Source organism: Streptomyces sp. NPDC058662 (genome assembly GCF_042716255.1).
Classification (GTDB): domain Bacteria; phylum Actinomycetota; class Actinomycetes; order Streptomycetales; family Streptomycetaceae; genus Streptomyces.
The window spans coordinates 18430-30804 of the sequence record NZ_JBHXRU010000076.1; the positions used below are offsets into that span (position 1 = coordinate 18430).

Sequence of the window (12375 nt, forward strand, 5' to 3'; positions counted from 1 at the left end):
CGTCTCATTCTCCGGATCCGTCCCCGCGGGCTGCGTCGAGGACACCGGGCAGGGCCTGCAGGAACGCGTCCGCCTCGGCCTCGGTCAGTACGAACGGCGGCATCAGCCGTACGACGTCGGGGGCGGGCGCGTTGACCAGGAAGCCGGCGTCCTGAGCCGCCTGCTGCACCTGGGGCGCGAGGGGCTCGGTCAGCACGATACCCAGCAGGAGGCCCGCACCCCTGACGTGGGAGACCAGCGGATGACCGGTCCCGCCGCCGCCGAGGCCCTCGATGCCGGCGCGCAGCCGCTCGCCGCGCGCCTTGACCTGCTCCAGCAGGCCGTCGGCGGCGATGGTGTCGATGACGGCGAGGCCGGCGGCGCAGGCGACCGGGTTCCCGCCGAAGGTGGTGCCGTGCTGGCCGGGCCGCAGGAGGTCCGCCGCCGCGCCGAAGGCCGCGACGGCGCCGATCGGCAGGCCGCCGCCGAGCCCCTTGGCGAGCGTGACGAGGTCGGGCTCGACGTCCTCGTGGGCCTGGTGCTCGAACCACTGGCCGCAGCGGCCGATGCCGGTCTGCACCTCGTCGAGGACCAGGAGGGTGCCGGTGGCCCGGGTGATCTCGCGGGCGGCCGTCAGGTAGCCGGCAGGGGGCACCACCACGCCGTTCTCGCCCTGGACGGGCTCGATGACGACGAGCGCGGTCTCCTCGGTGACGGCGGCGCGCAGCGCTTCGACGTCGCCGTACGGGACGTGCGTGACGTCGCCGGGCAGCGGCAGGAAGGGCTCCCGCTTCGCGGGCTGGCCGGTGAGCGCGAGGGCGCCCATCGTCCGGCCGTGGAAGCCGCCGTCGGTGGCGACCATGCGGGTCCGCCCGGTGAGCCGGCCGATCTTGAACGCGGCCTCGACGGCCTCGGCGCCGGAGTTGCAGAAGAAGACCCGGCCCGGGCGGCCGAACAGCTGGAGCAGCCGCTCGCCGAGTGCGACGACGGGCTCCGAGGCGTAGAGGTTGGAGACGTGCCCCAGGGTGCTGACCTGCCTGGTCACGGCCTCGATGACGGCCGGGTGGGCGTGGCCGAGGGCGTTCACGGCGATGCCGCCGACGAAGTCGGTGTACTGCTTGCCGTCCGCGTCCCAGACCTGTGCGCCCTCGCCGCGTACGAGGGCCAGGGCGGGGGTCCCGTAGTTGTCGGTCAGCGCCCCCCGCCAGCGGGCGCGGTACTCCTCGTTGCCGGTGCCGCTCGTCATGCCGTTCCCCCTCGCTGCTCGTCGGGCACGACCATCGTGCCGATTCCCTCGTCGGTGAAGATCTCCAGCAGGATCGAGTGCTGGACCCGGCCGTCGATGACGCGGGCGGTGCTCACGCCCCCGCGCACCGCGTGCAGGCAGCCCTCCATCTTGGGCACCATGCCGCTGGACAGCTCGGGCAGCAGCTTGTCCAGCTCGCTGACGGTGAGCCGGCTGATGACCTCGTCGCTGGCGGGCCAGTCCGCGTAGAGGCCCTCGACGTCGGTGAGGACCATCAGCGTCTCGGCGCCGAGCGCGGCGGCGAGCGCCGCGGCGGCCGTGTCGGCGTTCACGTTGTAGACGTGGTGGTCGTCGGCGCTGCGTGCGATGGAGGAGATGACCGGGATGCGGCCGTCCGCCAGGAGGGCCTCGATCGCGCCGGTGTCGATGGCGGTGATCTCGCCGACCCGCCCGATGTCGACGAGCTCGCCGTCGATCTCGGGTGTGTGCTTGGTCGCGGTGATGGTGCGGGCGTCCTCGCCGGTCATGCCGACGGCGAGCGGCCCGTGCTGGTTGAGCAGACCGACCAGTTCGCGCTGGACCTGACCCGCCAGCACCATCCGGACGACGTCCATGGCCTCGGGGGTCGTGACGCGCAGCCCGGCCTTGAACTCGCTGACCAGGCCCTGCTTGTCGAGCTGGGCGCTGATCTGCGGGCCGCCGCCGTGGACCACGACGGGCCGCAGGCCGGCCTGGCGCAGGAAGACCACGTCCTGGGCGAAGGCGGCCTTGAGGTCCTCGTCGACCATGGCGTTGCCGCCGAACTTGATGACGACGATCTTGCCGTTGTGCCGGGTGAGCCAGGGCAGCGCCTCGATGAGGATCTGCGCCTTGGGCAGCGCGGTGTGCTTGCGGGCGGTCATGAGCTGTACGCGCTGTTCTCGTGGACGTACTCGGCGGTCAGGTCGTTGGTCCAGATGACGGCGGTCTCGGTGCCGCTGGACAGGTCGGCGGTGATGCGGACCTCCCGGCCCTTCATGGAGACCAGGTCGCGGTCCTCGCCGACCGAGCCGTTCCTGCAGACCCAGACGCCGTTGATGGCGACGTTCAGCCGGTCCGGGTCGAAGGCGGCCCGGGTGGTGCCGATCGCGGAGAGCACCCGGCCCCAGTTCGGGTCCTCGCCGTGGATGGCGCACTTGAGCAGGTTGTTCCGGGCGATGGACCGGCCGACCTCGACGGCGTCCTCCTCGCTCGCCGCGCCGACGACCTCGACGCGGATCTCCTTGCTCGCGCCCTCGGCGTCGCCGATCAGCTGGCGGGCCAGGTCGTCGCAGACGGTACGGACGGCCTCGGCGAAGTCCTCGTACCCGGGCACCAGGCCGGACGCGCCGGAGGCCAGGAGCAGCACGGTGTCGTTGGTGGACATGCAGCCGTCGGAGTCGACCCGGTCGAAGGTGGTGCGGGTGGCGGCGCGCAGCGCCTTGTCGAGGGTGGCGCTGTCCACGTCGGCGTCGGTGGTGACGACGACGAGCATGGTGGCCAGGCCCGGGGCGAGCATGCCCGCGCCCTTGGCCATGCCGCCGACGGTCCAGCCGTCCTGGGAGACCGTGGCCGTCTTGTGCACGCTGTCGGTGGTCTTGATGGCGACGGCCGCGTCCTCGCCCCCGTCCGGGGACAGGGCCGCGACCGCCGTGTCGATGCCGGGCAGCAGCTTGTCCATGGGGAGCAGGATGCCGATCAGGCCGGTGGAGGCGACCGCGACCTCGCCCGCGTTGGCGTCGCCGCCGAGGGCGGCGGCGACCTTCTCGGCGGTGGCGTGGGTGTCCTGGAAGCCCTTGGGGCCGGTGCAGGCGTTGGCCCCGCCGGAGTTCAGGACGACCGCGCCGACGGCGGCGCCCCGCAGGACCTGCTCGGACCAGAGCACCGGCGCGGCTTTGACACGGTTGGAGGTGAAGACGCCCGCGGCGGCCAGCCGGGGCCCGTTGTTGACCACGAGCGCGAGGTCCGGGTCGCCGTTCTCCTTGATTCCGGCGGCGATGCCCGCCGCCGTGAACCCTTGTGCTGCCGTCACACTCACGGCGCGACTCCAATCGTGGAAAGACCCAGGCTCTCGGGGAGGCCGAGGGCGATGTTCATGCTCTGCACGGCGCCGCCGGCGGTGCCCTTGGCGAGGTTGTCGATGGCGCTGATCGCGATGATCCGGCCGGCGGACTCGTCGTACGCGACCTGCACGTGGACGGCGTTGGAACCGTGGACGGACTTGGTGGACGGCCACCGGCCCTCGGGCAGCAGGTGGACGAACGGCTCGTCCGCGTACGCCTTCTCGTAGGCGGCGCGGAGCGACTGCGCCGTGGTGCCGGGGCGGGCCTTGGCGGAGCAGGTGGCGAGGATGCCGCGGGCCATGGGCACGAGGTGCGGGGTGAAGGAGACACAGACCTCGGTCCCGGCCAGCGGGGAGAGGTTCTGCACCATTTCGGGGGTGTGCCGGTGGCCGCCGCCCACGCCGTACGGGGTGACGCTGCCCATCACCTCGGCGCCGAGCAGGTGCGTCTTCGCCGCCTTGCCCGCGCCGGAGGTGCCGGTGGCGGCGACGATCACGGCCTCGGGCTCGGCGAGCCGGTCCTGGTAGGCGGGGTAGAGCGCGAGCGAGACGGCGGTGGGGAAGCAGCCGGGGACGGCGATGCGCTTGGCCCCCTCCAGTGCGGCCCGCGCACCGGGGAGCTCGGGGAGGCCGTAGGGCCAGGTCCCGGCGTGCGGGGCGCCGTAGAAGGCGTCCCAGGCGGCCGGGTCCTTGAGCCGGTGGTCGGCGCCCATGTCGACGACGAGCACGTCGTCGCCGAGCTGGGCGGCGACGGCCGCCGACTGGCCGTGCGGCAGCGCGAGGAAGACGACGTCGTGCCGGCGGCCCTGTCCCGCGAGGACCTCGGGCGTGGTGGCCTCCAGCGTCCGCCCGGCCAGCGGCACCAGGTGCGGCTGCAGGGAGCCGAGGAGCTGCCCGGCGTTGGAGTTCGCGGTCAGCGCGCCGATCTCCACCTCGGGGTGCGCGAGCAGCAGGCGCAGGACTTCACCACCCGCGTACCCGCTCGCTCCGGCCACTGCTGCACGTACCACCATCGGACCCTCCTCGTCGATGGCATGACTATACGTTTCCCTGCACGTTTATGCAAAGCTCCCCCGAGCTCCCGGGCCCGGGGGCTGCGACGGGGCGATGGCCGGCCCGGGGCGTTTCTTCGGTGCTTCACGGCGCGGCCGATGAGTGTGCTGCTCCCGGTCGGTCCAAGCTCGTGACACCCCAGGAAAGGACACCGCCATGCCGGAGCTTCTCGTCGACTTCATCACCTCCCTCGACGGCCATGCGTCGGGAGAGGGATGGCCCGGGTTCTGGGGCCTTGAGGGGCCGGAGTACCTCGCGTGGCTCGGCGAGCAGCCCGAGGCCACCTACCTGATGGGAGCGAACACCTACCGCCTGATGTCGGGCTTCGCCGCAGGCGAGGTCCCCGACGGCCAGGACGAGTTCAGGCCGGAGGAAGAGGCGTCCGTCGACGAGCTCACGCAAGCGTCCAAGGTGGTGTTCTCCTCCTCCCTCCAGGAGCCACTGACGTGGGCCAACTGCACGCTCGTCCGCGACGACGCTGTCGAGGCGGTCCGCGCCATGAAGTCGAGTGGCTCGGGGCTCCTCAGCACGATCGGCAGCCTCAGCCTGTGCCGGTCCCTGCTACGAGCCGGACTCGTCGACCGCTTCCGGGTCGTGATGTTCCCGGTGATCACCGGGGCCACGGGCGAGGAACGCATCTACGACGGCTATCCGGACGTCGCCCTCGAAATGATCGAGCACCGCACCTTCGACGGCCGCATCCAGCTGGTCGAGTACAAGCCCAGCGTGCTCGAACACCCGCCGCTCGCCGTCCCTGCATGACCTCGCCCCGTCCGCCGCTCCGGACGGCTGCCCAGCCCGGATAGGCCTGGCCCGTCCGGGAGCGGTGGCTCACCGGGCCCGGCGCTCGGCGAGGCGGTCAACGAGCCCGGTGACTGCCTCGGCGGCTGCCTCGCCGCTCAGGTCAGCTAGGGGTGAGGAGGCAGAACTCGTTGCCCTCCGGGTCGGCCAGGACCGTCCAGGAGATCGCGGACCGGTCGATGTCGGGGGCGGTGGCGCCCAGGGCGCGCAGTCGGGCTTCCTCGGCGGCCAGGTCGTCACCGGGGTAGGGGCGGACGTCGAGGTGGACGCGGTTCCACCCGTGCTTGGTGTCGGGGGTGCGGAGGAACTCCAGGTAGGGGCCGACGCCCTTGGCGGAGCGCATGGTCGCCTGGTCGTCGGTGACCTCGTGCAGCGTCCAGTCCATCGCCTCGCCCCAGAACCGGGCCATCCCTCGCGGGTCGGCGCAGTCGACCACCACCGCGGCGATCGGCCCGGTGTCCCGGTAGGTCAGGCGGGGCTCCAGGACGCAGAACTCGTTGCCTTCCGGGTCGGCCATGACCGTCCAGGGGACGTCGCCCTGACCCACGTCGGCGAGCGTCGCGCCGAGCTCCTTCAAACGCGCGACCAACTCCGCCTGATGGGCGGTCGAGGTGGTGGCCAGATCGAGGTGCACGCGGTTCTTGGCCGTTTTGGGTTCCGGGCGGGCGATGATGTCGATGCAGACGGCCGCGGGGTCGGGGTAGGTGAAACCCACGGGTTCGAGGTTGGTCACGCCGGGTCCCTCGCTGTCGACACCCCAACCGAGTGCCTCCGCCCAGAACCGGCCGAGCGCGGAGTCGTCCTGGGCCTTCATATTGATCTGTACGAGTCGTGTCGCCATGCCGCAGATCCTAGAAGCTGCCGCCGGCCCGCAGGCCGCCGTGGTCGGACACCGCTGGAGACGGGCCGACGGAGGGGCTCAGCCGCAGACCTGCACCGCGTACAGCGCGCCGAGGGCCGCGGCGAGTGAGCCGAGCAGCAGGCGCAGGGCGGTCTCGGGCAGTCGGGGCTGGAGCCGTGCGCCGACGTACCCGCCGATCAGCCCGCCCGCGCCGCAGGCGAGGCCCAGCCACCAGTCCGGCGCGACGGGGCCCCGGCCGACGGCCGCCAGCAGCGCGTACGCTCCGGCGCCGGCGACCGAGGAGGTGAACGTCGCGGCGAGGGCGGCGGGAGCGACGCGGGCCAGGGGCACGCCCCGGGCCGCGAGGACGGGACCGAGCAGGGAGCCGCCGCCGATCCCGTAGACGCCGCCGACGACGCCGACGCACACGGCCAGGACGGCGAGCCCGGTCGGCTCCGGATCGGCCGCGGCCCGGGCGGCGGGCCGGCCGGTACGGAGGCACAGCCACACCCCGAGCGGCAGGAGGAGGGCGGCGAGCAGCAGCCGGAAGACGTCGGGGCCGGGCAGGGCGAGCACGCGGAGCGCGGCGCCGACGAGGACACCCGGCAGGGTCCAGACGACCAGGCGCCTGGCCAGACCGTCGCGCAGGGCGCCGTGGCGGCGGTAGCGCCACAGCGCACCGGGCCCGGCGACGACGTTGAACAGCAGGTTTGTCGGGGTCACCGCGGGGCTGGGCACGCCCAGCACGCTCAGCTGGACCGGGAGCAGGAAGACCGCCCCGGACACACCGACCGGCGCGGTCAGCGTCGAGATCAGCAGGCCGGCGGCGAACCCCGCCCAGATCGTCCATTCCACCGCTGTTCCCGCCCGTCGACCCCGCGTCAGTATGGGGGCGGGCGGCGCTCGCGGCGGCGCCGGGGGCGGATCCGCCACGAGGTGTTCATGAACCGCGGGAGCGCCCGGCGACCCCCGCCGCGGCTAGGCCCTCGGCGGCTCGGCCAGTGGGTGGCCGAGGGCGTGGCGGACCCAGATGTTCGGCTCCACGTAGACCGCGTAGCCCTGCTCCGGCTCGCAGCGGACCGGGGCCAGTGCGCCGGGGACGTGGACGGGGCCCGGCCGGTCGAAGGGGAGGCCGGTCCACCGGCGCCATTGCGCGAGCGAGCCGTTGATCGTCATCGACAGCGGGGCCACCGAGTCGATGACCCCGCCCGCGCGGACGTGGACCCGCAGCCACGGATCGTGCGGCAGGCCGTCCTCGCGGGTCCGGTACGCGTACGTGTGGATCGGGGTGTCCGGTTCGGCGTGCTTCGCGCTCGGCCGGACCGGGGCCACCGCCTCGGCGAAGCCCCGGGCGCGGGCGTTGTCCCGCAGCGCGGCCAGCATCAGCCCGGACAGCCCCTCGCCCTGCCGGTCGGTGGCGATGGTGATCTCGATCGCGCTCACCGTGTCGGGCTCGACCCCGCGCCGCAGATCGGAGAAGGCCCACATCAGGATCTGGTCCCAACCGCGCGCGGGAAGCACCCCGTCGCGGCCGGCGGCGTGCAGTGCGAACGGCAGACTGAACGCCCGCCCCACCACCGCGTCGCCGTCCGTGGCCACCAGGACGTACTCCGGCAGCTCGGCGGCCATCCGCGGGTACAGCAGCCAGGCGAGCGGGTCGTGGGTGGCGAACTCCGGCCACGGGTCCTGCATGTCCCAGAGCCGGTCGGCCAGTTCGGGCCGCTCCGCGAGCGTGGTGATCGACAGTACGGTCATGTCCGCAAGGTAGGCCCGCGCCCGTCCTCCCTCAACAGGGTTTCCACCGGGGGTTGCAGAGAGAGGTGCCAGTGCCCCGGCCGGCCCGTCAGGGTGAGGGTGGACAGCGGCCGGACGTCCACGTTCCAGTAGCTCTGCGGCGGTGCCCGCAGCGCGTAGACCAGGGCGGCCCGGACCACCGAGGGCTCCGCCACCGCCACGATGGCGCCCCCGTCGTCGGCGGGCCGGGTGTCCAGCCAGCCGCCGATCCGGGAGATGAAGGCGAGCAGGGACTCGCCGCCGTGCGGGGCGGCCCGGGGGTCGGCGAGCCAGAGGTCCACCGCGTCCGGCTCGTGTGCGGTCACCTGCGCCAGGGTCAGTCCGCGCCAGCGGCCCATGTCGCACTCGCGCAGCGCGGGCTGCGCCAGTGGGGCGTACCCGAGGGCCTCGCCCGTGGCGCGGCTGCGCGGCGTGGGCGAGCAGTACCGAAGGTCGGCCGCGCCCAGCGGGACGAGGTCGCGCGCGGCGGACTCGACCGCCCGCCAGCCGGCCCCGTCCAGCGGGCGGTCGTCGTCGAACCGCTCGCCGAGCAGCGCGGAACTACGGGCTGCGGCAACCAGCGAAACCCGAACATGCATGCGGTGATGGTGGGCCGCGCGCCGCGCGGGGTCAAGCGTCCGGACCGGGCCGCCCGCCGCGCGGGGTCAAGCGTCCCGACCGGGCCCGCCCGCCTGTCGGCCCGCCGCTCCGGCCCGCAGCCGCCGGACCGCCTCCACCAGCTCACCCGGCCCGGCGACCCCTGCGAAGCTCAGCCGTACGTGCGGACCGGGCGGTTCCGCGCAGAAGTACGGGCGGCCGGGCGCAACCGCGACCCCGGCGCGCAGGGCCGTCGCCGTGAAGGCTGCGTCGTCCTCGCCGCCGCCCGGCCGGACCCACAACTGGTAGCCGCCCGACGGCAGGTGCGCCGGCGCCAGGTCGGGCAGCTCCCGCCGCAGGGCGCCGGCGAGGACGTCCCGCCGGTGGCGCAGCTCGGCGGCCACGGTGCGCAGGTGGCGCGGCCAGGAGGGCGCTCCGACGAGTTCCAGGGCGGCTTCCTGGAGCGGCCGGGGCACGAAGAACGTGTCGACGACCTGGATGGCGCGCAACCGGTCCACCACCGGGCCCCGCGCGGCCACGGCGCCGACCCGCAGGCTGGGCGAGGTGGCCTTGGTCAGGGACCGGACATGCACCACGACCCCGTCGGTGTCGTCGGCGGCCAGGGTGGCGGGCAGTGGCCCGGCGTCCTCGTGGGCGAGGGCGCGGGCGTAGTCGTCCTCGACCACGAAGGCGCCGGCGGCCCGCGCGATCCGCAGCACCTCCACCCGCCGACCGGGGGCGAGGACCGATCCGGTCGGGTTCTGGAACAGGGGCTGGCACACGAAGACCCGGGCGCCGGTCGCCTCGAAGGCCGCGGCCAGCAACTCGGGCCGCACCCCGTCGGCATCCACCGGTACGGGTACGGGCCGGCAGCCCGAGGCCCGGGCGATGGCCAGCAGGCCGGGGTAGGTCGGGGACTCCACCAGGATCGGCGCCCCGGGCGGGGCGAGCGCCCGCAGGGCGGTGGCCAGGGCGCTCTGCCCGCCCGCGGTGACCAGTACGTCGGCCGCGGTGACGGCCCCGCCGATCTCCCGGGCGAACCAGTCGCGGAGTTCGGGCAGCCCCTCGACGGGCGGCCGCCCCCAGGCCCCCGGCCTCCTCCCGGCCCGGGCCAGGGCGGCCGCCATGGCCCGCTCGGGCTGGAGCGAGGGGTGCAGGTAGCCGCCGTTGAGCTCGATCACGCCGGACGGCGGGGCGGCCAGCGATCCCAGCACGCCCGAGGCGTCGACGGACCGGGGAACGATCTCCCCGCCGCCCTCCGCGCTCAGCGCGACCTCCTGCCAGGAGGTGTCCCCGAGCGCGGGCCCCGAGGCCGCGCGGGACTCCGCGCGGTACACCCCGGCGCCGGGGCGGGTGACGACGAGCCCCTCGGCGGCGAGTCGGCCGAGGGCCCGGGAGACCGTGACCGGGCTGACCCGGTAGCGCTCGACCAGTGCCCGACTCGACGGGAGCTTTCCACCTACTGAGTAGCGGTTGAGCTCGGAGCGCAGGGATTCCACCAGCTCGGCCACACTGCTACGCTCGTTCATGAGAGCAAAGAATAGCGCTACCGGGACCACGGCGATAGCGGTGCCTCCTTCCACCGCACGGATCGGCGCGGGCGGCGGGGGCCGGGCGGCGACCGCGCGACAGGACCGGGGCGCCCCCGGCGGCCGGGGCACCCTGCTCGCCTCCCTCGGCGTCGTCGCCTTCTCGCTGACCTTCCCCGCCACCGCCTGGGGCCTGGAGAGCTTCGGCCCCTGGTCCCTGGTCGCCGTGCGCAGCGTCCTCGCGGCCGTCATCGCGGGCGGGTTCCTGCTGGCCCGGCGGATTCCGCTGCCCGCTCGCGAGCACTGGGCCGGTCTGGCCGTGGTCGCCGCCGGCGTGGTGGTCGGCTTCCCGCTGCTGACCACCCTCGCCCTGCGGACCTCCACCACCTCGCACGCCGCCGTCGTGGTCGGGCTCCTCCCGCTGACCACGGCCGTGACCGCCGCGCTGCGCACCGGAGTCCGCCCCTCGGTCCGGTTCTGGGCGGCTGCCGTCGCGGGGGCGCTCGTGGTCCTCGGATTCACGCTGGGCGGCAGCGGCGGCTCCCTGACGGCCGGCGACGGCTACCTGTTCGCCGCGCTGCTCGTGTGCGCCGCCGGGTACACCGAGGGCGGCCGGCTGGCGCGGTTCATGCCCGGCTGGCAGGTGATCGGCTGGGCCCTGGTGCTGTGCCTGCCGCTCGCCCTGGCCGGCTCGGTGCTCGGGCTCGCCCACGAGCCGGTGCACCTCACCGGCCGGGGCCTGGCCGGCCTGGTGTGGGTGGCGGCGGGCTCCACGTTCCTCGGCCTGTACGTCTGGTACCGGGGCATGGCCGAGATCGGGGCCCCGCGCGCCAGTCAGCTCCAGCTCGCCCAGCCGCTGCTGACCCTGGTGTGGTCGGTGGCCCTGCTGGGCGAGCACCTCACCCCCGCGGCGCCGGTCGCCGCCTGCGCGGTCCTCGTCTGCATCGCCTTCACCCAACGGGTCAAATAGCGCCGGAACGACCTAAACTGCTAGCACCGGATCGGACCGCCACCGAGGAGGTCAGTTATGCGCGCGACCGAGGGCGACCAGCTGGTACAGCACGGCAGGATCGTCGGACAGCATGACAAGGTGGGCGAGATCACCCAGGTCCTGGGTGAGAACGGAACCCCCCCGTACCGGGTCCGCTTCCAGGACGGGCACGAAGCGCTGATGGCTCCCGGACCGGACTGCACGGTCCGCCACCCCGAGACGCCCGAGCCCTGACCGGCGGCTCACCGATTCGCCCGCCGGCTCACCGGGGGGGGCACCGCCGAGCCGTAGTGGTCGGCGACCACCCGGGCCATCGCACCATTGGGGTCCGCGACCACCTGCTTCGCCGAGAAGTAGACGTGGCCGCGGACCTCGGCGTACTCCTTCGCGAACCGCAGGTGCCGCGAGAGCTCCTGCGGATCGCGCCAGGCGGCCGTGGGGCTGTTCGCGTCGCTGCGGTACAGCGCCTCCCCCACGTACAGGTCCACGCCCGTGCCCGCCACCGTCCGCGCCCACCAGGGGACCACGTCCGCGTAGTCGGCCGTCGGATGGCCGAGGTGCCAGTACACCTGCGGGACGACGTAGTCGATCCAGCCCTCGGTGACCCACTTGCGGGTGTCCGCGTACAGGTCGTCGTACGTGCCGAGGCCCGCCCGCGTCGGGGAGCCGAGCGGGTCCCGGTCCGCATTGCGCCAGACCGCGAAGGGGCTGATGCCGAACCGCGCCGCCGGCCTGGCCTCGCGCAGCCGCTCCGCCATCTCGCGGACCAGGGTGTCGGTGTTGTGCCGGCGCCAGTCGGCGCGGGAGGCGAAGCCGCCCCCGTACTCCTCGTACGCCTCGTCGTCGTCGAAGTACTCGCCGCTGACCGGGTACGGGTAGAAGTAGTCGTCCCAGTGCACCCCGTCCACGGCGTAGCGCTCCACCGCGTCGAGCATGGCGTCCTGGACGAAGCGGCGCACCTCCGGCAGGCCGGGGTTGTAGTACAGCTTGCCGCCGTACGCAACGATCCACTCCGGGTTGCGCCGGGCCGGGTGCTCGGGCACCAGCCGCGTCGGATCGGCGTGGGTGGCGACCCGGTAGGGGTTGAACCAGGCGTGCAGCTCCAGCCCCCGCGCGTGGGCCTCGGTGACGGCCGTGCCCAGCGGGTCCCAGCCGGGGTCGGCGCCCTGCCGTCCCGTCAGCCACTGCGACCAGGGCTCCAGCGGGGACGGCCACAGCGCGTCGGCGGCCGGACGGACCTGGAGGATCACGGCGTTCAGCCGGCGCTCCACGGCGGTGTCGAGCAGAGTGATCAGCTCCGCCCGCTGCTGGGCGGCGGACAGTCCGCTGCGGCTCGGCCAGTCCACGTTCAGTACGGAGGCGATCCACATGCCCCTGAACTCGGCCCCGCCCGCGCCCCGTCGGCGGCCCCCGGCCCCGACCGCCGCGGCCGCCGCGGCGGGGGCCGAAGCCGCCGGGGCCGCCGCCGCGGGGGCAGACCCGCCC

Annotated in this window: 13 protein-coding genes; 3 read left to right on the plus strand and 10 right to left on the minus strand. The window is 74.1% G+C overall.

Annotated features, from left to right (window positions below):
* Nucleotides 1-4: 4 nt before the first annotated feature.
* Genes ACFWUQ_RS23295 through argC form a run of 4 tightly spaced genes read right to left on the minus strand, consistent with a single transcriptional unit; the run spans nt 5 to nt 4318 of the window.
* On the minus strand, nt 5-1225 hold the full coding sequence (locus ACFWUQ_RS23295; protein WP_384541157.1) for an acetylornithine transaminase: 1221 nt from the start codon (nt 1223-1225) through the stop codon (nt 5-7).
* Complete coding sequence (gene argB, locus ACFWUQ_RS23300) at nt 1222-2127, minus strand: acetylglutamate kinase (RefSeq protein ID WP_384541159.1); 906 nt, start codon at nt 2125-2127, stop codon at nt 1222-1224. Before argB ends, ACFWUQ_RS23295 begins: the two co-directional genes overlap by 4 nt.
* Nucleotides 2124-3281 carry a bifunctional glutamate N-acetyltransferase/amino-acid acetyltransferase ArgJ gene (argJ, locus tag ACFWUQ_RS23305; protein ID WP_384541161.1) on the minus strand — a complete coding sequence of 386 codons (1158 nt, stop codon included), beginning with the start codon at nt 3279-3281 and terminating at the stop codon, nt 2124-2126. The genes argB and argJ overlap by 4 nt, the downstream gene beginning before the upstream one ends.
* The gene (gene argC, locus ACFWUQ_RS23310) at nt 3278-4318 is read right to left on the minus strand and encodes an N-acetyl-gamma-glutamyl-phosphate reductase (RefSeq protein ID WP_384541164.1); all 1041 of its coding nucleotides are present in this window, start codon (nt 4316-4318) and stop codon (nt 3278-3280) included. Before argC ends, argJ begins: the two co-directional genes overlap by 4 nt.
* Nucleotides 4319-4514: 196 nt before the next feature.
* On the opposite strand from argC, the gene ACFWUQ_RS23315 reads away from it, so the two are divergent.
* Nucleotides 4515-5120 (plus strand): dihydrofolate reductase family protein, encoded by a 606-nt coding sequence (locus ACFWUQ_RS23315; RefSeq protein WP_384541166.1) that lies wholly within the window; start codon nt 4515-4517, stop codon nt 5118-5120.
* A 142-nt stretch (nt 5121-5262) separates the two neighbouring features.
* Here the strand turns inward: ACFWUQ_RS23315 and ACFWUQ_RS23320 are convergent, their stop codons facing one another.
* The 5 genes from ACFWUQ_RS23320 to ACFWUQ_RS23340 all read right to left on the minus strand — a co-directional run bounded on the left by ACFWUQ_RS23320 (nt 5263) and on the right by ACFWUQ_RS23340 (nt 9899).
* Nucleotides 5263-6000: a VOC family protein gene (locus ACFWUQ_RS23320; protein ID WP_384541168.1), complete on the minus strand. Its 738-nt coding sequence runs from the start codon at nt 5998-6000 to the stop codon at nt 5263-5265.
* Nucleotides 6001-6078: 78 nt separating this feature from the next.
* Entirely contained in the window at nt 6079-6855 is a 777-nt protein-coding gene (locus ACFWUQ_RS23325; protein WP_384541171.1) for a sulfite exporter TauE/SafE family protein, read from the minus strand.
* A gap of 123 nt (nt 6856-6978) precedes the next feature.
* Nucleotides 6979-7755 (minus strand): N-acetyltransferase, encoded by a 777-nt coding sequence (locus ACFWUQ_RS23330; RefSeq protein ID WP_384541173.1) that lies wholly within the window; start codon nt 7753-7755, stop codon nt 6979-6981.
* Entirely contained in the window at nt 7752-8372 is a 621-nt protein-coding gene (locus tag ACFWUQ_RS23335) for a histidine phosphatase family protein (RefSeq protein WP_384541176.1), read from the minus strand. Before ACFWUQ_RS23335 ends, ACFWUQ_RS23330 begins: the two co-directional genes overlap by 4 nt.
* Before the next feature lie 66 nt (nt 8373-8438).
* The gene (locus ACFWUQ_RS23340; RefSeq protein ID WP_384541179.1) at nt 8439-9899 is read right to left on the minus strand and encodes a PLP-dependent aminotransferase family protein; all 1461 of its coding nucleotides are present in this window, start codon (nt 9897-9899) and stop codon (nt 8439-8441) included.
* Between ACFWUQ_RS23340 and ACFWUQ_RS23345 the strand changes: the two genes are divergently transcribed.
* The gene (locus tag ACFWUQ_RS23345) at nt 9898-10869 is read left to right on the plus strand and encodes a DMT family transporter (RefSeq protein ID WP_384541181.1); all 972 of its coding nucleotides are present in this window, start codon (nt 9898-9900) and stop codon (nt 10867-10869) included. The genes ACFWUQ_RS23340 and ACFWUQ_RS23345 overlap by 2 nt on opposite strands.
* A 57-nt stretch (nt 10870-10926) precedes the next feature.
* The gene (locus ACFWUQ_RS23350; protein ID WP_384541184.1) at nt 10927-11124 is read left to right on the plus strand and encodes a DUF1918 domain-containing protein; all 198 of its coding nucleotides are present in this window, start codon (nt 10927-10929) and stop codon (nt 11122-11124) included.
* Between the two features lie 8 nt (nt 11125-11132).
* On the opposite strand, the gene ACFWUQ_RS23355 is transcribed toward ACFWUQ_RS23350, so the two are convergent.
* Nucleotides 11133-12375, minus strand: a 1243-nt coding sequence (locus tag ACFWUQ_RS23355) for a glycoside hydrolase family 10 protein (RefSeq protein ID WP_384541187.1), incomplete at its 5' end; no start/stop codon positions are given.

Bases quoted from the DNA above. Each gene is read 5' to 3' on its own strand.
- ACFWUQ_RS23330 (WP_384541173.1), bottom strand. From the start codon at position 7,755: ATGACCGTACTGTCGATCACCACGCTCGCGGAGCGGCCCGAACTGGCC.
- ACFWUQ_RS23320 (WP_384541168.1), bottom strand. From the start codon at position 6,000: ATGGCGACACGACTCGTACAGATCAATATGAAGGCCCAGGACGACTCC.
- argB (WP_384541159.1), bottom strand. From the start codon at position 2,127: ATGACCGCCCGCAAGCACACCGCGCTGCCCAAGGCGCAGATCCTCATC.
- ACFWUQ_RS23350 (WP_384541184.1), top strand. From the start codon at position 10,927: ATGCGCGCGACCGAGGGCGACCAGCTGGTACAGCACGGCAGGATCGTC.
- ACFWUQ_RS23315 (WP_384541166.1), top strand. From the start codon at position 4,515: ATGCCGGAGCTTCTCGTCGACTTCATCACCTCCCTCGACGGCCATGCG.
- argC (WP_384541164.1), bottom strand. From the start codon at position 4,318: ATGGTGGTACGTGCAGCAGTGGCCGGAGCGAGCGGGTACGCGGGTGGT.
- ACFWUQ_RS23295 (WP_384541157.1), bottom strand. From the start codon at position 1,225: ATGACGAGCGGCACCGGCAACGAGGAGTACCGCGCCCGCTGGCGGGGG.
- ACFWUQ_RS23335 (WP_384541176.1), bottom strand. From the start codon at position 8,372: ATGCATGTTCGGGTTTCGCTGGTTGCCGCAGCCCGTAGTTCCGCGCTG.
- ACFWUQ_RS23340 (WP_384541179.1), bottom strand. From the start codon at position 9,899: ATGAACGAGCGTAGCAGTGTGGCCGAGCTGGTGGAATCCCTGCGCTCC.
- ACFWUQ_RS23345 (WP_384541181.1), top strand. From the start codon at position 9,898: ATGAGAGCAAAGAATAGCGCTACCGGGACCACGGCGATAGCGGTGCCT.